At 61.3% G+C, this 23571-nt stretch carries 24 protein-coding genes (1 of these 24 running past the window's edge); 17 read left to right on the top strand and 7 right to left on the bottom strand.

Features of this window, described 5'->3' with window-relative positions:
• Together AB4O40_RS20910 and aptA are read right to left on the bottom strand one after the other, a co-directional pair.
• Positions 1–374, bottom strand: the beginning of a protein-coding gene (locus AB4O40_RS20910; RefSeq protein ID WP_056725206.1) for a CoA-acylating methylmalonate-semialdehyde dehydrogenase. It extends 1120 nt beyond the left edge of the window; the window shows 374 of its 1494 coding nt (coding positions 1–374); its start codon is at positions 372–374; its stop codon lies beyond the left edge, outside the window.
• A 74-nt stretch (positions 375–448) separates the two neighbouring features.
• A complete protein-coding gene (gene aptA / locus AB4O40_RS20905; protein ID WP_056725210.1) occupies positions 449–1798 on the bottom strand; it encodes an omega-aminotransferase AptA in 1350 nt (449 codons plus the stop codon).
• Between the two features lie 139 nt (positions 1799–1937).
• Between aptA and AB4O40_RS20900 the strand changes: the two genes are divergently transcribed.
• From AB4O40_RS20900 to AB4O40_RS20875, 6 genes are all read left to right on the top strand, one after another.
• Entirely contained in the window at positions 1938–2858 is a 921-nt protein-coding gene (locus AB4O40_RS20900; protein ID WP_056725212.1) for a LysR family transcriptional regulator, read from the top strand.
• A gap of 72 nt (positions 2859–2930) precedes the next feature.
• A complete protein-coding gene (locus AB4O40_RS20895) occupies positions 2931–3581 on the top strand; it encodes a TetR/AcrR family transcriptional regulator (RefSeq protein WP_008050321.1) in 651 nt (216 codons plus the stop codon).
• Positions 3582–3587: 6 nt separating this feature from the next.
• Positions 3588–4169 (top strand): IMPACT family protein, encoded by a 582-nt coding sequence (locus AB4O40_RS20890; protein WP_056725214.1) that lies wholly within the window; start codon positions 3588–3590, stop codon positions 4167–4169.
• A 539-nt stretch (positions 4170–4708) separates the two neighbouring features.
• On the top strand, positions 4709–6274 hold the full coding sequence (locus AB4O40_RS20885) for an ABC transporter ATP-binding protein (protein WP_409078608.1): 1566 nt from the start codon (positions 4709–4711) through the stop codon (positions 6272–6274).
• Positions 6275–6285: 11 nt separating this feature from the next.
• Positions 6286–7392, top strand: a complete 1107-nt coding sequence (locus AB4O40_RS20880) for an ABC transporter permease (protein ID WP_223542139.1) — start codon at positions 6286–6288, stop codon at positions 7390–7392.
• Complete coding sequence (locus tag AB4O40_RS20875; protein ID WP_460053511.1) at positions 7392–8318, top strand: ABC transporter permease; 927 nt, start codon at positions 7392–7394, stop codon at positions 8316–8318. Before AB4O40_RS20880 ends, AB4O40_RS20875 begins: the two co-directional genes overlap by 1 nt.
• Positions 8319–8390: 72 nt before the next feature.
• On the opposite strand, the gene AB4O40_RS20870 is transcribed toward AB4O40_RS20875, so the two are convergent.
• The gene (locus AB4O40_RS20870; protein ID WP_460053512.1) at positions 8391–8825 is read right to left on the bottom strand and encodes a hypothetical protein; all 435 of its coding nucleotides are present in this window, start codon (positions 8823–8825) and stop codon (positions 8391–8393) included.
• A gap of 82 nt (positions 8826–8907) precedes the next feature.
• Between AB4O40_RS20870 and AB4O40_RS20865 the strand changes: the two genes are divergently transcribed.
• From AB4O40_RS20865 to AB4O40_RS20840, 6 genes are all read left to right on the top strand, one after another.
• Positions 8908–9264, top strand: a complete 357-nt coding sequence (locus AB4O40_RS20865; RefSeq protein WP_056726313.1) for a MerR family transcriptional regulator — start codon at positions 8908–8910, stop codon at positions 9262–9264.
• Positions 9265–9283: 19 nt separating this feature from the next.
• On the top strand, positions 9284–9973 hold the full coding sequence (locus AB4O40_RS20860) for an SDR family oxidoreductase (RefSeq protein ID WP_056725219.1): 690 nt from the start codon (positions 9284–9286) through the stop codon (positions 9971–9973).
• 163 nt (positions 9974–10136) lie between these two features.
• Positions 10137–11495 (top strand): 8-oxoguanine deaminase, encoded by a 1359-nt coding sequence (locus AB4O40_RS20855; protein WP_008050330.1) that lies wholly within the window; start codon positions 10137–10139, stop codon positions 11493–11495.
• A gap of 245 nt (positions 11496–11740) precedes the next feature.
• On the top strand, positions 11741–12823 hold the full coding sequence (locus AB4O40_RS20850; RefSeq protein WP_056725220.1) for a BMP family ABC transporter substrate-binding protein: 1083 nt from the start codon (positions 11741–11743) through the stop codon (positions 12821–12823).
• Positions 12824–12983: 160 nt separating this feature from the next.
• Entirely contained in the window at positions 12984–13949 is a 966-nt protein-coding gene (locus tag AB4O40_RS20845) for an isopenicillin N synthase family dioxygenase (RefSeq protein ID WP_056725221.1), read from the top strand.
• 82 nt (positions 13950–14031) lie between these two features.
• A complete protein-coding gene (locus AB4O40_RS20840) occupies positions 14032–14985 on the top strand; it encodes an adenosine deaminase (protein WP_008021924.1) in 954 nt (317 codons plus the stop codon).
• Positions 14986–15039: 54 nt separating this feature from the next.
• Here AB4O40_RS20840 and AB4O40_RS20835 read toward each other — a convergent pair whose 3' ends face one another.
• Both AB4O40_RS20835 and AB4O40_RS20830 read right to left on the bottom strand, forming a co-directional pair.
• Positions 15040–15774: a helix-turn-helix domain-containing protein gene (locus tag AB4O40_RS20835; protein WP_056725222.1), complete on the bottom strand. Its 735-nt coding sequence runs from the start codon at positions 15772–15774 to the stop codon at positions 15040–15042.
• A 314-nt stretch (positions 15775–16088) separates the two neighbouring features.
• The gene (locus AB4O40_RS20830) at positions 16089–17018 is read right to left on the bottom strand and encodes a LysR family transcriptional regulator (protein ID WP_056725223.1); all 930 of its coding nucleotides are present in this window, start codon (positions 17016–17018) and stop codon (positions 16089–16091) included.
• 124 nt (positions 17019–17142) lie between these two features.
• Here AB4O40_RS20830 and AB4O40_RS20825 point away from each other — a divergent pair, with 124 nt between their 5' ends.
• Both AB4O40_RS20825 and AB4O40_RS20820 read left to right on the top strand, forming a co-directional pair.
• A complete protein-coding gene (locus AB4O40_RS20825) occupies positions 17143–18156 on the top strand; it encodes a zinc-binding alcohol dehydrogenase family protein (protein WP_409078606.1) in 1014 nt (337 codons plus the stop codon).
• 237 nt (positions 18157–18393) lie between these two features.
• Positions 18394–18567, top strand: coding sequence for a hypothetical protein (locus AB4O40_RS20820; protein ID WP_008050343.1), 174 nt, complete (start codon positions 18394–18396; stop codon positions 18565–18567).
• Positions 18568–18575: 8 nt separating this feature from the next.
• Here AB4O40_RS20820 and AB4O40_RS20815 read toward each other — a convergent pair whose 3' ends face one another.
• Together AB4O40_RS20815 and AB4O40_RS20810 are read right to left on the bottom strand one after the other, a co-directional pair.
• Entirely contained in the window at positions 18576–19772 is a 1197-nt protein-coding gene (locus tag AB4O40_RS20815; RefSeq protein ID WP_223542143.1) for a multidrug effflux MFS transporter, read from the bottom strand.
• A 90-nt stretch (positions 19773–19862) separates the two neighbouring features.
• A complete protein-coding gene (locus tag AB4O40_RS20810; protein ID WP_046043755.1) occupies positions 19863–20060 on the bottom strand; it encodes a cation transporter in 198 nt (65 codons plus the stop codon).
• Between the two features lie 148 nt (positions 20061–20208).
• Between AB4O40_RS20810 and AB4O40_RS20805 the strand changes: the two genes are divergently transcribed.
• From AB4O40_RS20805 to cueR, 3 genes are all read left to right on the top strand, one after another.
• Entirely contained in the window at positions 20209–20589 is a 381-nt protein-coding gene (locus AB4O40_RS20805) for a hypothetical protein (protein WP_056725229.1), read from the top strand.
• A gap of 87 nt (positions 20590–20676) precedes the next feature.
• On the top strand, positions 20677–23070 hold the full coding sequence (locus AB4O40_RS20800; protein ID WP_460053515.1) for a heavy metal translocating P-type ATPase: 2394 nt from the start codon (positions 20677–20679) through the stop codon (positions 23068–23070).
• Positions 23067–23465, top strand: coding sequence for a Cu(I)-responsive transcriptional regulator (gene cueR / locus AB4O40_RS20795; RefSeq protein ID WP_056725231.1), 399 nt, complete (start codon positions 23067–23069; stop codon positions 23463–23465). Before AB4O40_RS20800 ends, cueR begins: the two co-directional genes overlap by 4 nt.
• Positions 23466–23571 lie beyond the last annotated feature (106 nt).

Raw genomic sequence — 23571 nt, 5'->3', positions numbered from 1 at the left:
TTACGGCTGTACTCGCCCTTGAGGATTTCCGGAGCCGCGCAAGCGAACTCGACGTTCTCGATGCCGCGCTTCAATTCACCGGCAGCATCTTCCAGGGTCTTGCCGTGCTCTTCGCTGATCAATTGCGAGATGCGCGCTTCGTTCTGCTCCAGCAGTTGCTTGAAGCGGAACATCACTTGGGCACGCTTGGCCGGCGGCGTGTTGCGCCAGGCCGGGAATGCAGCCTTGGCCGCGTCGATAGCGCTCTGGATGGTTTCGCGGGTCGCCAGCGGCAGCTTGTGGATAGCCTGGCCGGTAGACGGGTTGAACACATCAACCGCGCGACCGTTCTCGGTCACCAGTTCGCCATTGATCAAATGCGGAATAACGCTCATGGAAGCTCCTGAAAAGTTGTCCACAGGTGCTCGCTTCGGAGCACCTGTTGCTTGTAGGTATATAGAAGGAGAAATCAGTCGATCTTGCTCAGCACTTCGCCGACCGCGTCGAACAGACGATCCAGGTCCTGCGGCTTGCTGTTGAAGGTTGGGCCGAACTGCAGGGTGTCGCCGCCGAAGCGTACGTAGAACCCGGCTTTCCACAGCGCCATGCCGGCTTCGAACGGACGCACGATGGCATCGCCGTCACGAGGGGCGATCTGGATCGCGCCGGCCAGGCCGAAGTTGCGGATGTCGATGATGTTCTTGGTGCCCTTGAGACCGTGCAGCGCGTTTTCGAAATGCGGCGCGACTTCGGCCACGCTCTGCACCAGGTTTTCCTTTTGCAGCAGGTCGAGTGCTGCCAGGCCAGCGGCACAAGCCACCGGGTGCGCGGAATAGGTGTAGCCATGGGGGAATTCAACCGCGTATTCAGGTGTCGGCTGATTCATGAAGGTCTGGTAGATCTCGGAGCTGGCAATCACCGCGCCCATCGGGATCGCACCGTTGGTGACTTGCTTGGCGATGCACATCAGGTCCGGGGTCACACCGAAGGTGGTAGCACCGAACATGGTGCCGGTACGGCCGAAACCGGTGATCACTTCGTCGAACACCAGCAGGATATTGTGCTGGTCGCAGATTTCACGCAGACGCTTGAGGTAACCCTGAGGCGGAACCAGCACGCCAGCGGAACCGGCCAATGGCTCGACGAATACTGCCGCGATGTTCGACGCATCGTGCAGTTCGATCAACTTCAGCAGTTCGTCAGCCAAGGCGATACCACCCTGCTCCGGCATGCCACGGGAGTAAGCGTTGCTTGCCAGCAAAGTGTGCGGCAGGTGATCGACGTCCATCATCGCCTGACCGAACAGCTTGCGGTTGCCGTTTACGCCACCGAGGCTGGTGCCGGCGATGTTCACACCGTGGTAACCACGGGCACGGCCGATCATTTTGGTCTTGGTCGACTGGCCCTTCAGGCGCCAGTAGGCACGGACCATCTTCACGGCAGTGTCAGCACACTCGGAGCCCGAGTCGGTGAAGAACACGTGGTTCAGGTTGCCCGGGGTCAGGTCGGTGATTTTTTCAGCCAGCTGGAAGGACAGCGGATGACCGTACTGGAAGGCTGGCGAGTAATCGAGGGTGCCCAGCTGCTTGGCGACCGCTTCCTGGATTTCCTTGCGGGTGTGCCCGGCGCCACAGGTCCACAGACCGGACAGCGAGTCATATACCTTGCGGCCCTTATCGTCGATCAGCCAGCTGCCTTCGGCGCCAACGATCAGCCGTGGATCGCGCTGGAAGTTGCGGTTGGCGGTGTAAGGCATCCAGTGAGCATCGAGCTTGAGCTGGCTGGCCAGGGAAGTCGGGGCGTTTTCAGGCAAGTTCATGGGCAAAACCTCGCAAGGCAATAAGCGGCGTAATGATTGAAAACCGTTGTTGCAGCTAAATTGCCACGGAGATAAAGTCTGTGAAATGCAACTCTTCTAATGTTCAGTCAGCCCATTACTAAACTTTTGAGTAACCCGCATGAGCTCTCGTCGTCCCGATCCGCTGGCCCAGGTCAGCGACTTTGATATTCGCCTGCTGAGGATTTTCCGCAGCGTGGTGGAATGCGGCGGCTTCTCTGCGGCGGAAACCGTACTGGGCATCGGGCGCTCGGCGATCAGCCAGCAGATGAGCGATCTGGAGCAGCGCCTCGGTCTGCGCCTGTGCCAACGGGGACGTGCCGGGTTTTCCCTGACCGAAGAAGGCCGCGAGGTCTATCAATCGGCGTTGCAGCTGTTAAGTGCACTGGAAAGCTTCCGCACCGAGGTCAATGGCCTGCACCAGCACTTGCGCGGCGAATTGATCATCGGCTTGACGGACAACCTGGTCACCCTGCCCCACATGCGCATCACCCATGCCCTTGCGCAATTGAAAGAACGCGGCCCGGACGTGCAGATCCAGATCCGCATGATCGCGCCCAATGAAGTCGAACAAGGCGTGCTCGACGGTCGCCTGCACGTCGGCGTGGTACCGCAGGCCAGCGCACTGTCGGGGCTGGAGTATCAACCGCTGTATAGCGAGCGGTCGCTGTTGTACTGCGCAGTCGGGCACCCGCTGTTTTATGTCGACGACAAGCAGCTGGACGACGAACGCCTGAACAGTCAGGACGCCATCGCACCCACCTTCCGTTTGCCGGCGGAAATCCAGGCTCACTACCAGGCGCTCAACTGCACCGCCAGCGCCTCGGACCGCGAAGGCATGGCGTTCCTGATCCTGACCGGGCGCTACATCGGTTACCTGCCGGATCACTACGCGAGTCTTTGGGTGCAGCAAGGCCGGTTGCGCGCATTGAAAGCCAAAACGCGTTTCTATGATCTCAGCCTTGCATCGGTCACCCGCAAGGGTCGTCGCCCACATCTTGTGCTGGAAAGCTTTCTGGAGAGTCTGGCGGCGACGCGCTGAAAGACTTGTCTGTAGCCTGCCGGTACGCTATCAACGCACTGGCCGCACCCACTCATCTTCTCGGAAGTGCCTATGACCTTTGAAGTCCCTGCCCACGGCGCAAAACCCGTCAGCCGCATTCGTCAGAAAAACGAAGAGACCATCATCAAAGCCGCCGAAGACGAGTTCGCCCGTCACGGGTACAAAGGCACGAGCATGAACACCATCGCCCAGAATGCCGGGCTGCCCAAGGCGAACCTGCATTACTACTTCACCAACAAGCTTGGTTTGTACGTGGCGGTGCTGAGCAACATCATCGAGCTGTGGGACAGTACCTTCAACACCCTCACCGCCGAGGACGATCCGAGCGAAGCCTTGACCCGCTACATCCGCGCGAAAATGGAGTTCTCCCGACGCCAGCCGCAAGCCTCGCGAATTTTTGCCATGGAGGTCATCAGCGGCGGCGAGTGCCTGACCGAGTACTTTAACCAGGATTATCGCGCCTGGTTCCAGGGGCGTGCGGGCGTATTCCAGGCGTGGATCGACGCCGGTAAAATGGACCCGGTCGATCCGGTGCACCTGATCTTCCTGTTGTGGGGCAGCACCCAGCACTACGCCGACTTCGCCACGCAGATCTGCCGCGTCACCGGGCGCACCAGGTTGACCAAGCAAGACATGGAAGACGCCGGGGATAACCTGATCCGCATCATTCTCAAGGGCTGCGGCCTGAAACCTGCCATCTAAGCACTTATGCCATTTACCCTCAGCGGTTTTTGCGAATACCGCGAAGAGATTCGCAAGAGCCGCTTCATGACCTTCGCCGCGCCGATCTCCAGCCCGGCCGAGGCCCAGGCGTTCATTGAACAGCACAGCGACTTGAATGCCTCGCACAACTGCTGGGCCTGGAAACTCGGCGATCAGTATCGCAGCACCGATGATGGCGAGCCCGGCGGTACGGCAGGCCGGCCGATTCTGGCAGCGATCGAGGCACAGGATTGCGATCAGGTCGCGGTGCTGGTGATTCGCTGGTATGGCGGCATCCAACTGGGCACCGGGGGGCTCGCCCGAGCCTATGGCGGGGGTGCAAACAAATGCCTGCAAGCTGCGCCGAAGATCGAGCTGATCAGCCGGGTTCCGCTGCGTTGCGCGTGCGGATTTGCCGAGCTGGCCCTGGTCAAGCTGCGGGTGGCAGAGGCAGGTGGATTGGTTGTGGATGAGAGCTTCACCGCCAATGGTGTCGAGTTGCTGTTGGCCGTGGGCGATGCGCAGATCGACACCTTGCAGTCACAACTGGCCGATTTGAGTCGCGGGCGCATTCTGTTACAGCGCTGAATCACAGGCTGCGATCTTTTGGGGCACGCCGGCTTTTCACTTATTCCATATTTGCCCACATCTGCTGTGCACCCGGCTGTGGATAACCTGAGCACATACCGCTGTAACCCTTCTGTCATGCGGCTTTGCGGACTTTGCTCAATTTTCGTCCAATCTGCCATCAAGCACATCAAATTCAAATAAAAACAAACAGTTACAACGGTTTATCGCCTTTAGAAGAAAGCCACTTAGTGCTTATGCCCGTGCTCTGAGCTTGCACACAAATACTGTGGAGCAATCTGTGGATAACCCGTTCATGGCCGTCTCGGCGCCCTGCACGGTATGGCTTGTGGTTGATTGCTCATTTTTTGAGCAAAAGCACGCGAGCAAAATAGGGGCTTGATTTGCGCCATTGCCCCCATGTGGTGCCGGACTCTGCGTAGCGCATCCGAAAGCTGCGTACTCAACGCCTCTACTCGCAGGGCTTCGAGGTTTTCCTGACCTAATGGCCAGAAAATTGCTTTATCCACAGGCACAAGTCCAACAGCACTGAGCCTGTCATGCCCAATCACGCTCCAATCCCCGATACGGTTCCGCGCCTGCAACTGCGCAGAATCAGCAAACGCTACCCCGGTTGCCTGGCCAACGATGCCATCGACCTGACCATTGCCCCTGGCGAGATCCATGCCCTGCTCGGGGAAAACGGCGCGGGAAAAAGCACGCTGATGAAGATCATCTACGGCGTCACCCACGCCGATTCCGGCGAAGTGATCTGGCAAGGTCAGCGGGTGAGCCTGCGCAACCCGGCCCAGGCCCGGGGTTTGGGAATCGGCATGGTGTTCCAGCATTTCTCGCTGTTCGAGACCCTGAGCGTGGCGCAGAACATCGCCCTGGCCATGGGCGCGGCGGCAGGCACGCCCAGACAGCTTGAGCCGAAGATTCGCGAAGTGTCCCGGCGCTATGGCATGGCGCTGGAACCGGAGCGACTTGTCCACAGCCTGTCGATCGGTGAACGGCAACGGGTGGAAATCATTCGCTGCCTGATGCAGGACATCCGTCTGTTGATTCTCGATGAACCGACTTCAGTGCTGACCCCGCAGGAGGCCGATGACTTGTTCGTTACCCTGCGCCGGCTCGCCGCCGAAGGCTGCAGCATTTTGTTCATCAGCCACAAGCTCGGGGAAGTGCGCGCGTTGTGCCACAGTGCAACGGTTTTACGAGGCGGTCGGGTGGCCGGGCATTGCGTGCCGGCCGAGTGTTCGGATCAGCAACTGGCGCGCTTGATGGTCGGTGAAGCCGCGGAGTTGATCGCTGACTATCCGAAGGTTACCGGAGGTGATGCGTTCCTTGATGTCCGTGGCTTGTCCTGGCACAACCCGGACCCGTTCGGCTGCTCGCTTGCCAACATCGACCTTGAAGTGCGCCGCGGTGAAATTGTCGGCATCGCCGGTGTCGCCGGCAATGGCCAGGATGAGTTGCTGGCCTTGCTCAGCGGCGAAGAACTGTTGCCCCGCAACGCCAGCGCAACGATAAGTTTTGGCCGGGAGCCAGTCGCCCATTTGCGTCCCGATGCTCGCCGCCAACTCGGCCTGGCGTTCGTCCCCGCCGAACGCCAGGGTCATGGTGCGGTGCCGGAGCTGAGCCTGGCGGACAACGCGCTGCTGACCGCTTTCCAGCAAGGATTGGTGAGCAACGGCCTGATCCGGCGCGGCAAAGTCGAAGCACTGGCCGAGGAAATCATCCGCCGTTTCGGGGTCAAGACACCCGATAGCCAGGCGCCGGCCCGCAGCCTGTCCGGGGGCAATTTGCAGAAATTCATCCTTGGCCGGGAAATCCTTCAGCGTCCGAAACTGCTGGTCGCCGCACACCCGACCTGGGGCGTGGACGTCGGCGCCGCCGCCACCATTCACCGCGCCTTGATTGCCTTGCGCGATGCCGGCGCGGCGATCCTGGTGATCTCCGAAGACCTCGACGAACTGTTCCAGATCAGCGACCGCCTTGGCGCCCTGTGCGGCGGTCGACTGTCGGCGCTCCACGCTACCGTCGATACCCGCCTGAGCGATGTCGGCGGCTGGATGGCCGGCCAGTTCGGTGCCCCTCAATCACTCGCATCCGCCACGCGTTAACGGAGTGTCACATGCTGCTTTCTCTTGAACCCCGCGGCCAGCAATCGCGCCTGATGCTGTGGTGCTCGCCGTTGCTGGCGGCTGCACTGACCCTGGGCTGTGGATCCTTATTGTTTATCGCGCTCGGGCACGACCCGCTGTTGACCTTGCACACCTTGCTGATTGCACCGGTCAGCGACCTGTATGGCGTATCTGAACTGCTGGTCAAAGCCCTGCCGATTCTGCTCTGCGCATTGGGCCTGGCCGTCGCCTATCAGGCGCGCATCTGGAACATCGGTGCCGAAGGTCAACTGCTGCTCGGTGCGTTGGCCGGCAGTGCGCTGGCAGTGAACATCGTCGACATGCAAAGTCGCTGGGCGCTGGTGCTGATCTTGCTCACCGGCACCTTGGCCGGAGCTGCGTGGGCCGGGCTGACGGCGTGGTTGCGCACGCGCTTCAACGCCAATGAGATCCTCACCAGCATCATGCTCAATTACATCGCCCTGAACCTTTTGTTGTATTGCGTGCACGGGCCACTGAAAGATCCGGAAGGTTTCAATTTTCCGCAATCGGCGATGTTCGGCGACGCCAGCCGCTTGCCGCTGCTGATGGAAAATGGCCGGGTCCACGCCGGGGTTTACTTCGCCCTGCTCGTGTTGGTGACCGTGTGGGTGTTGTTGCAAAAAAGCTTTGTCGGTTTCCAGATCAAGGTGCTCGGGCTGGACAAGCGGGCCGCCGGTTTCGTCGGCTTTCGCCAGAAGCGTCTGATCTGGCTCGCTCTGTTGATCAGCGGCGGCCTGGCGGGGCTTGCCGGTGTTTGCGAAGTTACCGGCCCCATCGGCCAACTGGTGCCGCAGGTCTCGCCGGGCTACGGCTATGCGGCGATCACCGTGGCATTTCTCGGCCGTCTGAATCCTGTCGGCATATTGTTTTCCAGCCTGTTGATGGCGCTGCTGTACATCGGCGGCGAAAGCGCACAAATGAGCCTGAACCTGCCGCAAGCGATCACCCAATTGTTCCAGGGCATGATGCTGTTTTTCCTGCTGGCCAGTGATGTGCTGATCCTCTACCGACCGCGCTTGAACCTGCGCTGGACCCGCCGCGCACAAACCACCGCCGTACAAGCAGGAGCGCTGTGATGGATATCGATCTGCTGAGCAATATTTTCTACGCCATGGTCCGCTGCGGTACGCCGTTGCTGCTGGTGGCGCTGGGGGAACTGATCTGCGAGAAAAGCGGCGTCCTCAACCTCGGCCAGGAAGGCATGATGCTGTTTGGCGCGGTGATCGGTTTCATCGTCGCGTTCAACACCGGCCACCTGTGGCTCGGCGTGTTGCTGGCGATGCTCGCCGGGATGCTGTTGTCATCGCTGTTTGCCCTGGTGGCACTGGTGTTCAACGCCAATCAGGTGGCCACCGGCCTGGCCCTGACAATTTTCGGCGTGGGCCTGTCGACCTTCGTCGGCTCAGCGTGGGTCGGCAAACCACTGGCGGGGTTCGAGCCGATGGCGATTCCCTACCTGAGTGAAATCCCGCTGATCGGGCGGATGCTGTTTGCCCAGGACCTGTTGGTGTATCTGTCGTTCGCGCTGTTTGCGCTGGTGGCCTGGGTGATTCTGAAAAGCCGCGCCGGGCTGATCATCCAGGCGGTCGGGGAAAACCCGGATGCGGCCAGCGCCATGGGCTTGCCGGTGCTGGCTGTGCGCACGCTGGCGGTGTTGTTCGGCGGTGCGATGGCTGGGTTGGCCGGGGCATATCTGTCCCTGGCTTACACACCAATGTGGGCGGAGAACATGAGCGCCGGGCGTGGCTGGATTGCCCTGGCGCTGGTGGTGTTCGCCAGTTGGCGGGTGTGGCGCCTGCTGCTCGGCGCCTACCTGTTCGGGCTCGCCAGCATCCTGCACCTGGTGGCGCAGGGATTGGGACTGGCGATTCCGTCCAGTCTGCTGGCGATGCTGCCGTATGTCGCGACCATTGTGGTGTTGGTATTGCTGTCCCGGGATGCGCTGCGCACGCGGTTGTATGCGCCGGTGTCGTTGGGGCAGCCGTGGCAGGCCGGGCATTAGTGGTTGTCTGGTCTGGCCTCATCGCGAGCAAGCTCGCTCCCACAGGGATCGCTGGCATGGCAACAATTCAGATCACACAGCAGAACCTTGTGGGAGCGAGCTTGCTCGCGATGGCGTCCGCACTGGCAACACCTGAGCAATGCCCCACGCCAATTCAAACACCAGAAAAACCACCAGAATCGAACTCGCGCCATGGATCAGGGCATAAGCCTGCCAGGCCGAGAACAGGAATCTGCCCACGGCGTCATACCGTCCATAAACCTGCTGCGGATCACGAATCCGCAGCACCGCCCATACGCAGACAATCGACCCCAGCAGATTCGCCATCAGCATGTGCACCGGTTCGAACGGTGGCAGCTCACCGGGCAAACTCAGCGCCTGGCTCACCCCTGTCAAAAGACCATGCAACGCAGCAAAACTCCACGGCGTGACGAACGCGACCGTCACGATCAGGTCATACCAGGCACTGCCTTGCACCAACCGGCGATATTGCGTTGTAGTCCACATCGACATTGCTCCATCAATCCAGGGAGCAACAAGGCTAAAGCCTGGAGTATGCTCCAGGGTCAAGCCCCCTCGAGACGTCATGATGCGCATCGGTGAATTAGCCCAGGCCAGCGCCGTCAGCCGCGACACGCTGCGCTTCTACGAGCAGCGCGGATTGATTGCGGCACAACGCAGCGCCAACGGGTATCGCGACTATCCGCCAGACGTGGTGCAACTGGTGCAATACATCAAGACCGCTCAACGACTGGGCTTTACCCTCGGCGAGATCGGCAACAGCGTCGCTACAATCTGGCAATCGCCCGATCCGGACACCGCCGTCACGCAGCTGCTGCAAGACAAACTCAAACTGATCGAAACCCGCATGGCCGAACTCGGCGCGCTGCGCGAAGAGTTGCAACAACGGCTCGGGCAACAGTGTCCATTGAATCCACAATCCTGACCTTTCAAGGAAGCCACTCATGTCCAAGGCAAAAACCGCACTCATCATTGGCGCCTCCCGGGGGCTTGGCCTCGGGCTGGTGAAAACCCTGCTGGCCGATGGCTGGCAAGTCACCGCCACCGTGCGCGACCCGCAAAAAGCCGAAGCCTTGCAGGCCCTGGGCGATGTGCGGATCGAAAAGCTCGACATGGACGATCAGCAGGCGGTGTCCGCCCTGAGCCAACAACTCAAGGGGGATGTGTTTGACCTGTTGTTCGTCAATGCCGGGGTCAAGGGGCCGGATGTCCAGACGCCGAACGGCGGCGCGACAATGGCCGAAGTCGGCCAGCTGTTTTTCACCAACGCCGTGGCGCCAATCAACCTGGCCCAGCGTTTTGTCGACCGGATCCGCCCGGATACCGGCGTGCTGGCGTTCATGAGTTCGGTGCTGGGCAGCGTGACCATGCCCGATGCGCCGGAACTGGCCCTGTACAAGGCCAGCAAGGCGGCGCTGAATTCCATGACCAACAGCTTCGTCACTCAGTTGGGCGAAACCGGGCTCACCGTGCTGTCGCTGCACCCGGGCTGGGTGAAAACCGACATGGGGGGTGAAGGCGCGGACATTGACGTGGAAACCAGCACCCGTGGCCTGGTCGATCAGGTGAATGCGTATGTCGGCAAGGGCGGGCATCACTTCATCAATTACCGGGGCGAAACCATTCCCTGGTAATCACCGCCGCCCACAGGGGGGTGTTGTCCTGTCGGGTTGGGCTTGCCCGCCAGAGCGTTTTGATCGACACTTCGCACCTCGCCTCCCCGGCGAACCTGGATCAGCAGACAGGGCAACACTGAGCTGGCAACCCTGAACCCAACTTTCAGAGGAGCCGGCCAACATGCCTGCGACCCGTACCTGGTTAAAGAATCCCCTCGCCATTTTCACCTCCAACGGTCTCGATGCCCGTGGTGGCCTGGTGCTGCAAGACGGTTTGATCGTCGAAGTACTCGGCGCCGGTCAACAACCGTCCGCCCCGTGCAATGAAGTGTTCGATGCCCGCGAACATGTGATCCTGCCGGGCCTGATCAACACCCATCACCACTTCTATCAAACCCTGACCCGCGCCTGGGCGCCGGTGGTCAATCAGCCGCTGTTCCCGTGGCTGAAAACCCTGTACCCGGTCTGGGCACGCCTGACCCCGGAAAAACTCGCCCTCGCCACCAAGGTCGCGTTGGCTGAATTACTGCTGTCCGGTTGCACCACCGCCGCCGACCACCACTACCTGTTCCCGGAAGGTCTGGAAAACGCGATCGACGTGCAAGTCGAAAGCGTTCGCGAGCTGGGCATGCGCGCCATGCTCACCCGCGGTTCCATGAGCCTCGGCGAAAAGGACGGTGGCTTGCCGCCGCAACAGACCGTGCAGGAAGGCGAAGTGATCCTCGCCGATAGCCAGCGCCTGATCGCCGAGTACCACGAACGCGGTGACGGCGCGCAAATCCAGATCGCCCTGGCACCGTGCTCGCCGTTCTCGGTGACGCCGGAAATCATGTCGGCCAGCGCCGAACTGGCGAACAAACTCGACGTGCGCCTGCACACCCACCTGGCAGAAACCCTCGACGAAGAGGATTTCTGCCTGCAACGCTTCGGCCTGCGCACCGTGGACTATCTGGACAGTGTCGGCTGGCTCGGCCCGCGCACCTGGCTGGCCCATGGCATCCATTTCAACCCGGACGAAATCGCCCGCCTCGGCGCCGCCGGCACCGGCATTTGCCATTGCCCGAGTTCGAACATGCGCCTGGCTTCGGGCATCTGCCCGAGCATCGAATTGACCGATGCCGGTGCCTTGCTTGGTTTGGGCGTGGACGGTTCGGCGTCCAACGATGCCTCGAACATGATGCTCGAAGCGCGCCAGGCCCTGTACATCCAGCGCCTGCGCTACGGCGCCGAGAAGATCACCCCGGAGCGCGTGCTGGGCTGGGCGACCAAGGGTTCGGCAAGCCTGCTGGGCCGTACCGATATCGGCGAATTGGCGGTGGGCAAGCAGGCCGACCTGGCGATGTTCAAGCTCGATGAACTGCGCTTCTCCGGCAGTCATGATCCGGTCTCGGCGCTGCTGTTGTGTGGTGCTGATCGCGCGGATCGAGTGATGGTCGGCGGCAAGTGGCGGGTGATCGATGGGCAGGTCGAAGGGCTGGATCTGAAAGGCTTGATTGCTGACCACAGCCAGGCGGCTCGACAGTTGATTGCAGGGACCTGACAAACACCGAGTAAAACATGTGGGAGCGGGCTTGCTCCCACATTGGTTTTGTGGATTGGCGCACCAGTGGATGGCAACCGTGCAAGGACATGCACTGTTATCGGACTTCAAGGACCTGTCGCGAGCCTGCTCGCGATAGCATCACCGCGGATTCATGTTTTGTTGTCTTGTTGGTCAGCAATTTGCATTGCCCTGTGCAAGCCAGAGAGCCCAGCCAACCTCACAACAAAATGGAGTTCCAATTCATGCACAACCGTCCGTTGAAGAAGCTGCTTTGCGCCGTTGCGGCAGCCATCGGTTTGAGCGCCAGCCTGACCGCCGCAGCCGCCGATCCGCTGAAAGTCGGCTTCGTCTATATCGGTCCGATCGGTGACCACGGCTGGACGTATCAGCATGAACAGGGGCGCAAGGAACTCGCGGAAAAACTCGGCTCGCAGATCACCACCAACTACGTGGAAAACGTCGCCGAAGGCGCCGACGCCGAGCGAGTGATCCGCAACATGGCCAAGGACAAATACGACCTGATCTTCACCACCTCCTTCGGCTACATGAACCCGACCGTGAAAGTCGCCAAACAGTTTCCCAAGGTGACCTTCGAACACGCCACCGGCTACAAGCAGGACAAGAACCTCGGCACTTACCTGGCGCGGACATACGAGGGCCGCTACGTCGGTGGCTTCCTCGCGGCGAAGATGACCAAGACCAAAAAAATCGGCTACGTCGCCTCGTTCCCGATCCCGGAAGTGATCCGCGACATCAATGCCATCCAACTGGCCCTGAACAAGTACAACCCCGGCACCGAGATCAAGGTGGTGTGGGTCAACTCGTGGTTCGATCCGGGCAAGGAAGCGGACGCCGCCAACGCACTGATCGACCAGGGCGTGGACGTGGTGTTCCAGCACACCGACAGCCCCGCGCCGATCCAGGCCGCCGAACGTCGCGGCGTGTATGCCGTGGGCTACGCTTCGGACATGGCGCACTTCGGGCCGAAAGCGGTGCTGACCTCCATCGTCAACGACTGGGGCCCGCACTACGTCCAGGCAACCCAAAGCGTGATCGACCATGACTGGAAACCCCAGGACTATTGGGGCGGTTTGAAGGAAGGCACCGTTGAGCTGCCGATCAGCGACCTGGTGCCTGCGTCGGTGAAGAGCGAAGCCGAGCAGCTCATTGCCGACATCAAGAGCGGTGCGCTGCAACTGTTCACCGGGCCGATCAAGGATCAGGCCGGGGTCGAGAAAATCCCGGCGGGCGCGAGCGCGACCACGGCGGAACTGGCGTCGATGAATTACTACGTGGAAGGCATGAAGGCCGAGATTCCGAAGTAAGTTCTCAGCCACAGCACAACTCCCCTGTGGGAGCGGCGGTGCGGCGATCCGACTTGCTCGCGAAGGCGTCATCACAGTCGATATAGATGTCGCCTGATACACCGCTTTCGCGAGCAAGCCCGCTCCCACATTGGATCTTCAGCGTTCTTAAGGACTGCGCATGAACCAACTCCCCATCATCGACATTACCCCGCTCTACAGCGACGACCCATCCGCCTGGCCAGCCGTGGCCGGGCAAATCGACCTGGCCTGCCGCGAGTGGGGATTTTTCTACATCAAGGGCCACCCGATCAGCACTGCGCGAATCGACGAACTGCTTGACCATACCAAGCGCTTCTTCGCCCAACCCACCGCCGAAAAGCTCAAGATCGACATCACCCAGACCCGTCACCATCGCGGTTACGGCGCCATTGCCACCGAGCAATTGGACCCAAGCAAGCCCAGCGACCTCAAGGAAACCTTCGACATGGGCCTGCACCTGCCGGCCGGGCACCCTGACGTACTGGCGGAAAAACCCTTGCGCGGGCCCAATCGCCATCCGTCCATCCCCGGCTGGGAAGCGTTGATGGAACAGCACTACATCGACATGCAAGCCCTGGCGCAAACACTGTTGCGGGCCATGACCATCGCGCTGGGGATTGAGCGCGATTTCTTCGACACACGTTTCAATGACCCGGTCAGCGTACTGCGGATGATTCATTACCCGCCGCGCCACACCGCCAGTTCCGAAGAGCAGCAAGGTGCCGGGGCGCACACCGACTACGGTTGTATCACCCTGCTCTATCAGGACGCCGCCGGTGGCTTGCAGGTCCGCAACGTCAAAGGCGAATGGATCGACGCACCGCCGATCGAAGGTACGTTCGTGGTCAACCTCGGCGACATGATGGCGCGCTGGAGCAACGACCGTTACCTGTCGACGCCGCACCGGGTGATCAGCCCCCTCGGCGTGGATCGTTACTCGATGCCGTTTTTCGCCGAACCGCACCCGGACACCCGCATCGACTGCCTGCCCGGCTGTCAGGACGCATTGCACCCGGCGAAATATCCGGCCACCACCTGCGCCGAGTTCCTGCTCTCGCGCTTCGCCGATACTTACGCTTATCGACGGGAACTGGAAACGATGTGATGAACCGCCTGGTCAGGTTTTACCAATTGTTGCGGCAACCCTCTGTAGAATGGCGACCATTGCACCTGATGAGAAAAGAATTATGTACGACTGGCTGAACGCCCTGCCCAAGGCAGAATTGCACCTGCACCTGGAAGGCTCGCTGGAGCCCGAGCTGTTGTTTGCCCTGGCCGAGCGCAACAAGATTGCCTTGCCATGGAACGACGTCGAAACCTTGCGCAAGGCGTATGCCTTCAACAACCTGCAGGAGTTCCTCGACCTGTATTACCGGGGTGCCGATGTGCTGCGCACGTCCCAGGACTTCTATGACCTGACCTGGGCGTACCTGCTGCGCTGCAAGGAACAGAACGTGATTCACACCGAACCGTTCTTCGACCCGCAGACCCATACCGACCGTGGCATCCCGTTCGAGGTGGTGCTCAACGGCATCGCCGCCGCGCTCAAGGATGGTGAGCAGCAACTGGGCATCACCAGTGGCTTGATCCTGAGCTTCCTGCGCCATCTGAGCGAAGACGAAGCACAGAAAACCCTCGACCAGGCGCTGCCGTTCCGCGATGCGTTCGTCGCCGTGGGCCTGGACAGCTCCGAGATGGGCCACCCGCCAAGCAAGTTCCAGCGCGTGTTCGACCGTGCCCGTCACGAAGGCTTCCTGACCGTCGCCCACGCCGGTGAAGAAGGCCCGCCCGAGTACATCTGGGAAGCCATCGACCTGCTGAAAATCCAGCGAATCGACCATGGCGTGCGCGCTATCGAAGACGAACGCCTGATGCAGCGAATCATCGACGAGCAGATCCCGCTGACCGTGTGCCCGTTGTCGAACACCAAGCTTTGCGTGTTCGATCACATGTCACAGCACAACATCCTCGACATGCTGGAACGCGGCGTGAAAGTGACCGTGAACTCCGATGACCCGGCGTACTTCGGTGGCTATGTCACCGAGAACTTCCATGCACTGCACACCCATCTGGGCATGACCCAGGATCAGGCCAGGCGCCTGGCGCAGAACAGCCTCGATGCGCGGTTGGTGAAACCGTAAGGTTCGGCGCCAATGCCCCGTGGGAGTGAGTACATTCGCTCCCGCAACGGTGCACTAAAGCGCCATCTCCAACTCGGTTTCCCGGGCAAAGCGACAGATCTCGCGTTGCCCGGAAGCCGTCACCTGCAAGGCTCGGGAATCGTTGGGCAGGCTCAACCACCCCGACTGCATGAACAACTGCAACAATGCCGCGCCCAGCGAGCCACCCAAGTGCGGACGTCTTTCGCTCCAGTCAGGGCACGCGCAGGCAACCCTGCCGTTGTGATGGGTCAGCGCCTGGATGAACACTCCCCGTGCCGCCAATTCCGTCGCGCCCTTGAGGGTGACCGTGACCCGCTGATCGAAGTGCTCGATCCAGCCAGCCTCCAGCAGTCGCTGATACAGATCGGCGGACAGGGTGCCGCCCATGTGATCGTCACACAGTCGGGCACTCAACAATGGCGAACGCACCGCCCGGGGTTTGACCAGAGGCGCATTGCGCTTGAATACGTCCGGAATATCCTGGGGGGCGCTGGCGAAGGTCGCGCTGGCCAGTGCTTCGATTGCCGCCCCGACCTCGGGAGCGGCCAGGCGGAAGAAGCGTTTGCGGCCGCGGTTTTCAACCTTCAGCAGACCTCCGGCCGACAAACGCCCCAAATGTGCACTGGCCGACGACGATGACAGACCGGCCAGCAATGCCAACTCTTCGGTTGTTCGCGCCGAACCATCCATCAAGGCCCACATCATTGCGCTGCGCTTTGGGTCAGCCAGCAACGTGGCGATCTGGCTGATGCAAGGTGCATGTTCCATGTATTCACTCCCTGTTGAATCGTTTCGTCTACTGCCCAGAGAAATCTTGACCAGTAATGTGTCGTCGGCCAATCCGTGGAAACTGCCATAAGCCCGGCAACGCCTTGCTCACTCATTTGCGCTGCCTGGTCGATGCTGCGTAGGCCAGAAGGATGACGTTCAGCCGGGCCGACTCGAACGTGGACCCGCCATTGGGGATCGACGCTACTGACATGATGAGGGCGCTAGTATATGCGGGTTGGTCGGCGGATCCTTTCCTCCGCCCGGCGTAGGTGGTGATCGTTCCTGAGGGAAATTTCTCTTTTTTCGTGCGACTAATGATCGATATCCGATAAGCCCGGAAATTGACTACTCAAAAGGGCGCATCGTCCGGCAAGCATTTCACGCAACAGGTTCACCGGCTTACTCAACTGTGCGCGATGGGCGCACAACAGATTCAACGGTGCGCGCTCACAGAGCAGTTCCGGCATCAGCACCTTCAAGCGGCCGGCCAGTACATCGGCGGCCACATCGAGCCAGGACTTGTAAGCGATCCCGGCACCTGCCACGGCCCAAAGGCGCACGACATCGGCATCGTCACTGAAACGATCGCCGCTGACGGTCAGGCTGACTTCGCGCTTGCCGTCGTGAAAACTCCAGTGATCGTGGACCCGGCTGCCGAGCATGTACAACAGGCAATTGTGCTGTGCCAGTTGCTCCAGATGCCGCGGCTCGCCATGCCGGGCCAGATAGCCGGGAGCGGCGCACAACACCCGGCGGTTCTGCGGGGCGATGGGCAGCGCCACCAGGCTGGAGTCCTCTGGTTCTCCGTAACGCAGGGCAATGTCTACCGGTTGGCGGAACAGGTCGGCGATGCGGTCCCCCAGCAGCAGGCGCACGGTGAGTTTCGGATGCTCGCGTTGAAACTCGTCGAGCCAGGGCAGCAGCAGGTTGCGGCCAAAGTCCGATGGCGCCGACAGTTGCAGCACCCCGCTGACCTGGTCCTGACCACTGGCCAGCAATCGCCGGCCCTCGTCGAGATTGCTCAGGGCCGCGCGGGCGTATTCGAGAAAGCCCTCGCCTTCGGCGGTCAGGCGCAGGCTGCGGGTCGAGCGGGCCAACAATCGGGCGCCGAGTTGTTGTTCGATGCGCTTGAGCGCCGCGCTGGCCACCGCCGCCGACATGTCCATGCCCCGCGCAGCGGCGGACAGACTGCCCAGGTCCGCCGCCCGGACAAACAACTGCAAGTCATCGAAACGCAGCATCAGAGCTCCGATTATCAAAAAAATATTGAAAGAGACTGCTCTTTTAGCCGGTTTTATCTTCAGTAGAAATAGCCAATCATCTGCCCCATCGAATCTCTTCTTTATCAGTGTTCCGGAGCCGCCCATGAAAGCCATTGCCTACTACGCCTCGTTGCCGATCAGTGACGACCAGGCGCTGCAAGACATCGAACTGCCGGAGCCGGTCGCCGGCCCCCGCGACTTGCTGGTGGAAGTCAAGGCCATCTCGGTCAACCCGGTGGACACCAAGGTGCGCCAGAACGTCCAGCCTGAGGGCGGCGCGGCCAAGGTGCTGGGTTGGGACGTGGCCGGTGTGGTCAAGGCCGTGGGCAGTGAAGTGACGCTGTTCAAGATCGGCGACAAGGTGTTCTACGCCGGCTCCATCGCCCGTGCGGGCGGCAACAGCGAGTTGCATGTGGTGGACGAGCGCATCGTCGGCCACATGCCGAAGACCCTCGGATTCGCCGAAGCCGCTGCCCTGCCGCTCACCGCGATCACTGCCTGGGAACTGTTGTTCGAGCGCTTGCAGGTAGCCGAAGGCAAAACCGATGAAGGCCAGAGCCTGTTGATCGTCGGCGCGGCGGGTGGCGTGGGCTCGATTCTTACGCAACTGGCTCACCAACTGACGGCCCTGAAAGTCATCGGCAGCGCTTCGCGTGCGCAAACCCAAAGCTGGGTAAAAGAGCTGGGCGCCGACCTGGTGATCGACCACAGCCAGCCACTGAGCGAAGCACTCAAGCACGCCGGTGTGGATCAGGTCACCCACGTCGCCAGCCTGACGCAAACCGACCAGCACCTGGACCAACTGATCGAGGCTCTGGTACCCCAAGGCAAACTGGCGCTGATCGATGATCCCAAGTCGCTGGACGTGACCAAGCTCAAGCGCAAGAGCCTGTCACTGCACTGGGAGTTCATGTACACCCGTTCGCTGTTTGAAACCGCGGACATGATCGAGCAGCACAACCTGCTCAATCGCGTCGCCGGGTTGATCGATGCCGGGACATTGAAAACCACGGTTGGCGAACACTTCGGGACGATCAACGCGGCCAATCTGCGCCGGGCCCATGCCCTGCTGGAAAGCGGCAAGGCCAAGGGCAAGATTGTGCTGGAAGGATTCTGAAGCGCAGAAAAAAACCACCGCTGATTTCATCGCTTTCCGCTGTTTTCCGCCTGCGACCGGGCAATCCCGGTCGCAGGCAGCCTCTGTGGCCCCCTCGAAAAAGCCGCGTTTTTTTTAGTTACAAACCGTCAGTCAGACAGTTGATCCTTGTCACAATGGTGACCGTATACGGGACTACAATCGAATCTCCTGCGAGGCATTCTTTTACGAGACATCTTTTGCGAGAGGAGTTCGGCTATGAAGATCCTGATAAAAGAACTGGCAAAATCCCAATGGCAAGTTCGCTTAGACCAACATGCTGTGACGTTCCGCAGCGAAGCAGAAGCGCGCGCTTTCACGCGCACCCTTGAAGCCCGCATCCAGGCCCCTCACCAGATTCCCGTCCTCCTTGCGCAGCGTGCAGCCGGCTGACTCCGGCCTCAAACCTGGGCTTGCGCCAACGCCCGGGCATTTTGCAAACGCCGGGTGAGCACCGCTGCGCTCACCACCAGAATTCCACACAGGCTGATGACCATGGCCATGGGCACGGCGCTGCCGTCGTGCAGCACGCCCACCAGTGCGGAGGCGCCGGCAGCCACGCTGAATTGCAGGCAACCGAGCAGCGCCGACGCGCTGCCGGCCCGTGCGCCCTGCCCGTTCATCGCACAGGCCGAGGCGTTGGGCAGGATGCAGCCGAGGCTGGCAATGCAGACGAACAACGGGAGCAACACCGGCCACAGTTGAGCGGTGTGCAGGGAGCTGATCGCGAACAGCGTCAGTCCGGCCGCCAGGTAAACCCACACGGCGCGCGCCAGCAAAAACGCCGGACCACGTTTGGCCAGCAAGCGGGCGTTGACCTGCGCCACCAGAATGAAGCCCGCCGCATTGATGCCGAACAGCCAGCCGAAATGTTCCGCCGGGACGCCATAGAGTTTGATGAACACGAACGGTGAACCGGCGATGTAGGCAAACATCCCGGCGATGGCGATGCCCCCGGTCAGGGCATGGCCAAGAAATATCGGGTCAGCCAACAACCGGCCGTACTGACGCAGCGCACCCGACAACGGTTGACGCGGCATGTGGGCCGGCATGCTTTCCGGCAATCCCGTCGCAACCGCCAGCCCCGCCAGCGCACTGAAACCGGTCAAGGCCAGGAAGATCGACTGCCAGCCTGTGGTGTTGACCAGCAACCCACCCAGCAATGGCGCGAGGATGGGGGCAAGCCCCATCACCAGCATCAGCTGCGAAAAGACTTTCGCCGACCCTACCGCATCACACTTGTCGCTGACCACCGCCCGGGATATCACCATCCCCGCGCAGCCGCCCAACGCCTGGATGAAACGCGCGCCGATCAGCCATTCCAGGCTTGGTGCATAGGCACACGCCACGGATGCAGCGGTGAACAGGCCGACACCGATGAGCAACGGAATGCGTCGCCCGAAACGATCCGCCACCGGGCCATAGGCCAACTGACCGATGGACAAGCCGAGGAAGTACACCGCCAACGTCATCTGAACGTGATTTTCGTCCGTCCCGAAAGCCTGGGCCATGGCCGGGAAGGCCGGAAGGTAGAAATCGATCGCCAGCGGACCGAAAGCGCTCAAGGCGCCGAGAATCAGAATGGTACGAAAGTTCATCAGGCATCCAGTGGGGCAGAAGTCGGCAGCCCGACAGTCTAGCCGCGCATGGACGCCTTGAACATTCCGGTAGCTCGCTAACTATCAAATTCAGGCCAGTTTGACGCCGTAACCCTCTTCACTGATCGCCTCGATCACCTGTTCGGCGGTCAGCGCACTTTCGACACCGACCTCCCTGGCCGCCAGATCGACCCGCACACTGGCCGCAGGGTCTTTAGCCTGGACTGCCTGGGTAATGGCCTTGACGCAGTGACCACAAGACATGCCTTCAACGTTGAACACTTGCATGGGATGACTCCTTTTCCGAGGGTTGAGCCCAGTTTCGAGCTTGCCACCATGGCAAGGTCAAGTTCTGAAGTTAGCTGCCGGGCTGGCAATCGGCGCGACGCTCGGCCAAGCTGCGTCCATCAATGACTCGAACTCAGGAGATTCAGCCATGCGCTGGTCAGTTTTCAGCCTGTTTGGCTTTCTCAGCCTTTTCGCCGCCGTGCCTTCGGTCAATGCCGCTCAGGATTATGGCGTGCTGATCATTTCCCGCGAGCGCCTGGAAGTCGCGACCAGCTGCGAGATCGGTGTGTACATCCAGGATCAACTGGCGGCACGACTGTTTCAGGAACAGAGCACCTCGTTCAACCTGCCGCCGGGCATCGTCTCGCTGCGCCTCAAGTTGCTTCCGGGTCAGATGCCGGGTTGCAATCCGGGCATGCTCGCTCCGGGCTCACAGGATATCCAGCTCAAGGCCGGGGATGTGCTCAAGTACCGGATCGCGATGACGCAGGAAGGGATGTACCTCAAGCGCACCGGTCTCGGCTACTGAGCGGCGGCTTGATCTGAATCATGGCACTTGACCTTGCCAGCATGGCAAGGTTGATCCTGTGGTCATCTACTACAGGGAGTGCGACCGATGTCCGAATCCACCACGTTCGACCTGCCGATTGCCGGCATGACCTGCGCCAGCTGCGCCGGGCGGGTCGAGCGCGCCTTGAGCAAAGTCATTGGCGCCAGTGCCGTCAGCGTCAACCTCGCCACTGAGCAGGCGCGGGTCCAGGCACCCAGCGACAGCTTGCCGGCCCTGATGGATGCCGTGGCCAAGGCCGGCTACAGCGTGCCGCAACAGAGCCTGGAACTGAGCATCGACGGCATGACCTGCGCGTCCTGCGTCGGTCGGGTCGAACGTGCGCTGGGCAAGGTGGCCGGTGTGAAAAGCGTCAGCGTCAACCTGGCCAACGAACGCGCCCACCTTGAACTGCTCGGCCAGGTCGATCCGCAGACCTTGATCGCCGCTGTGACAAAGGCTGGCTACAGCGCCAGCATCTGGGAAGCCGAACACCCGCCAACCGACAATCAGCAACAGCGCCTGCACCGCGAACGCCTGGCCTTGATCATCGCCTTTGCCCTCGCCTTGCCACTGGTATTGCCGATGCTGCTGCAGCCATTCGGTGTGCACTGGATGCTCCCGGCCTGGGCGCAATTCGCCTTGGCCACGCCGGTGCAATTTATCTTCGGTGCGCGGTTCTACGTCGCCGCCTGGAAAGCCGTGCGTGCCGGAGCCGGCAACATGGACCTGCTGGTGGCCCTGGGTACCAGCGCCGGTTATGGCTTGAGCCTGTACGAATGGGCCACCGCCGCCGGGCGCATGCCGCATCTTTATTTCGAAGCCTCGGCGGTGGTGATTGCCCTGGTGCTGCTGGGCAAGTACCTGGAAAGCCGCGCCAAGCGCCAGACCGCCAGCGCCATCCGAGCCCTCGAAGCCTTGCGCCCGGAACGGGCGATCCGGGTGACCGATGGCCACGAGCAAGACGTCGCCATCAGTGCCCTGCGCCTCAATGACCTGGTGATGGTCAAACCCGGCGAACGCTTCCCGGTGGACGGCGAAGTAGTTGAAGGCCAGAGCCACGCCGATGAGGCCCTGATCAGCGGCGAGAGCCTGCCGGTGCCCAAGCAGCCCGGCGACAAAGTCACCGGTGGCGCGATCAACGGTGAAGGCCGGTTGCTGGTGCGCACCCAGGCCCTCGGTGCGGAAACCGTACTGGCGCGGATCATCCGTCTGGTGGAAGACGCCCAGGCCGCAAAAGCGCCGATCCAGAAACTGGTGGATAAAGTCAGCCAGGTATTCGTGCCCACCGTGCTGCTGATTGCCCTGGCCACCCTGATCGGCTGGTGGCTGTACGGCGCGCCGATGGAGACCGCGCTGATCAATGCCGTGGCGGTGCTGGTGATCGCCTGCCCGTGCGCCCTGGGCCTGGCCACGCCGACGGCGATCATGGCGGGAACCGGCGTGGCGGCGCGCCACGGGATTTTGATCAAAGATGCCGAAGCACTGGAGCGTGCCCATGAAGTCAGCGCGGTGGTGTTCGACAAGACCGGCACCCTGACCTCCGGCGCCCCGCGCATTGCTCATCTGAGTGCCATCGACGGGAATGAGGCGAGCCTGCTGCAATTGGCCGGCGCCCTGCAACGCGGCAGTGAGCACCCGCTGGCCAAGGCTGTTCTGGATGCCTGTACCGAGCGTGGATTGAAGGTGACCGATGTCAGCGACAGCCAGTCCCTGACCGGTCGTGGTATCGCCGGCAACCTCGATGGGCGTCGCCTGGCGCTGGGCAATCGGCGCCTGCTGGAAGACAGCGGCTTGCATGCAGGGCCATTGGCTGATTCGGCGACCGCGTGGGAAAGCGAAGGCCGGACCTTGTCCTGGCTGATCGAACAATCCCCCGAACCACAGGTGCTGGGCCTGTTCGCCTTCGGTGACACCCTCAAGCCCGGCGCGCTGCAAGCGGTGCAACAACTGAATGCACGGAACATCAGCAGCCACCTGCTGACCGGCGACAATCGAGGCAGCGCCAAGGCCGTCGCCGAGGCGCTGGGCATCCAGGATGTGCATGCCGAAGTGCTGCCGGCAGACAAAGCCGCCACAGTCGCCGCGCTGAAACAAACCGGCGTGGTGGCAATGGTCGGCGACGGCATCAACGACGCCCCGGCACTGGCCGCGGCCGACATCGGCATCGCCATGGGGGGTGGCACCGACGTCGCCATGCACGCGGCCGGCATCACCCTGATGCGCGGCGATCCGCGACTGGTGCCGGCCGCATTGGAGATCAGCTGCAAGACCTACGCCAAGATCCGGCAGAACCTGTTCTGGGCCTTCGTCTATAACCTGATCGGCATTCCGCTGGCGGCGTTCGGCTTCCTCAATCCAGTGCTGGCCGGTGCGGCCATGGCGTTGTCGAGCGTCAGCGTGGTGAGCAATGCGCTACTGTTGAAAACCTGGAAACCCAAGGACCTGGAGGACAACCGATGAACATCGGCCAAGCGGCCCGCCTCAGCGGCCTGAGTGCAAAGATGATCCGTTATTACGAATCCATCGGCCTGCTCAAGGCAGCCCATCGCACCGACAGCGGCTACCGGGTATACGGCGATGACGACCTGCACACCCTGGCGTTCATCAAGCGCTCGCGGGACCTGGGGTTTTCCCTTGAAGAAGTCGGCAAGTTGCTGACCCTCTGGCAAGACCGCCAGCGCGCCAGCGCCGATGTGAAAGCGTTGGCCCGCCAGCACATCGACGAGTTGAACCAGAAGATCCGCGAGTTGGGCCAGTTGCGCGACACCTTGCAGGACCTGGTCGAGCACTGCCATGGCGATCATCGGCCGGATTGCCCGATTCTGAAGAATCTGGAGTCGGGGTGTTGCCCCTGAAATAGGCCTATAGGTAGGAGCTGCCGAAGGCTGCGATCTTTTGATCTTAAAAAATCTGGATCAAAAGATCGCAGCCTTCGGCAGCTCCTACAAGGGATTGCCAGTT

Source organism: Pseudomonas sp. S2_F07, from assembly GCF_054668325.1.
This window is presented reverse-complemented; position numbering and strand designations above follow the sequence as displayed.

Coding starts and splice junctions, on each gene's coding strand:
- AB4O40_RS20860 (WP_056725219.1), top strand. CDS start 9,284: ATGTCCAAGGCAAAAACCGCACTCATCATTGGCGCCTCCCGGGGGCTT.
- AB4O40_RS20850 (WP_056725220.1), top strand. CDS start 11,741: ATGCACAACCGTCCGTTGAAGAAGCTGCTTTGCGCCGTTGCGGCAGCC.
- AB4O40_RS20865 (WP_056726313.1), top strand. CDS start 8,908: ATGCGCATCGGTGAATTAGCCCAGGCCAGCGCCGTCAGCCGCGACACG.
- AB4O40_RS20855 (WP_008050330.1), top strand. CDS start 10,137: ATGCCTGCGACCCGTACCTGGTTAAAGAATCCCCTCGCCATTTTCACC.
- AB4O40_RS20830 (WP_056725223.1), bottom strand. CDS start 17,018: ATGCTGCGTTTCGATGACTTGCAGTTGTTTGTCCGGGCGGCGGACCTG.
- AB4O40_RS20800 (WP_460053515.1), top strand. CDS start 20,677: ATGTCCGAATCCACCACGTTCGACCTGCCGATTGCCGGCATGACCTGC.
- AB4O40_RS20820 (WP_008050343.1), top strand. CDS start 18,394: ATGAAGATCCTGATAAAAGAACTGGCAAAATCCCAATGGCAAGTTCGC.
- AB4O40_RS20805 (WP_056725229.1), top strand. CDS start 20,209: ATGCGCTGGTCAGTTTTCAGCCTGTTTGGCTTTCTCAGCCTTTTCGCC.
- AB4O40_RS20880 (WP_223542139.1), top strand. CDS start 6,286: ATGCTGCTTTCTCTTGAACCCCGCGGCCAGCAATCGCGCCTGATGCTG.
- AB4O40_RS20900 (WP_056725212.1), top strand. CDS start 1,938: ATGAGCTCTCGTCGTCCCGATCCGCTGGCCCAGGTCAGCGACTTTGAT.
- AB4O40_RS20870 (WP_460053512.1), bottom strand. CDS start 8,825: ATGTGGACTACAACGCAATATCGCCGGTTGGTGCAAGGCAGTGCCTGG.
- AB4O40_RS20890 (WP_056725214.1), top strand. CDS start 3,588: ATGCCATTTACCCTCAGCGGTTTTTGCGAATACCGCGAAGAGATTCGC.
- AB4O40_RS20875 (WP_460053511.1), top strand. CDS start 7,392: ATGGATATCGATCTGCTGAGCAATATTTTCTACGCCATGGTCCGCTGC.
- AB4O40_RS20815 (WP_223542143.1), bottom strand. CDS start 19,772: ATGAACTTTCGTACCATTCTGATTCTCGGCGCCTTGAGCGCTTTCGGT.
- AB4O40_RS20895 (WP_008050321.1), top strand. CDS start 2,931: ATGACCTTTGAAGTCCCTGCCCACGGCGCAAAACCCGTCAGCCGCATT.
- AB4O40_RS20840 (WP_008021924.1), top strand. CDS start 14,032: ATGTACGACTGGCTGAACGCCCTGCCCAAGGCAGAATTGCACCTGCAC.
- AB4O40_RS20835 (WP_056725222.1), bottom strand. CDS start 15,774: ATGGAACATGCACCTTGCATCAGCCAGATCGCCACGTTGCTGGCTGAC.
- AB4O40_RS20825 (WP_409078606.1), top strand. CDS start 17,143: ATGAAAGCCATTGCCTACTACGCCTCGTTGCCGATCAGTGACGACCAG.
- AB4O40_RS20885 (WP_409078608.1), top strand. CDS start 4,709: ATGCCCAATCACGCTCCAATCCCCGATACGGTTCCGCGCCTGCAACTG.
- AB4O40_RS20810 (WP_046043755.1), bottom strand. CDS start 20,060: ATGCAAGTGTTCAACGTTGAAGGCATGTCTTGTGGTCACTGCGTCAAG.
- aptA (WP_056725210.1), bottom strand. CDS start 1,798: ATGAACTTGCCTGAAAACGCCCCGACTTCCCTGGCCAGCCAGCTCAAG.
- cueR (WP_056725231.1), top strand. CDS start 23,067: ATGAACATCGGCCAAGCGGCCCGCCTCAGCGGCCTGAGTGCAAAGATG.
- AB4O40_RS20845 (WP_056725221.1), top strand. CDS start 12,984: ATGAACCAACTCCCCATCATCGACATTACCCCGCTCTACAGCGACGAC.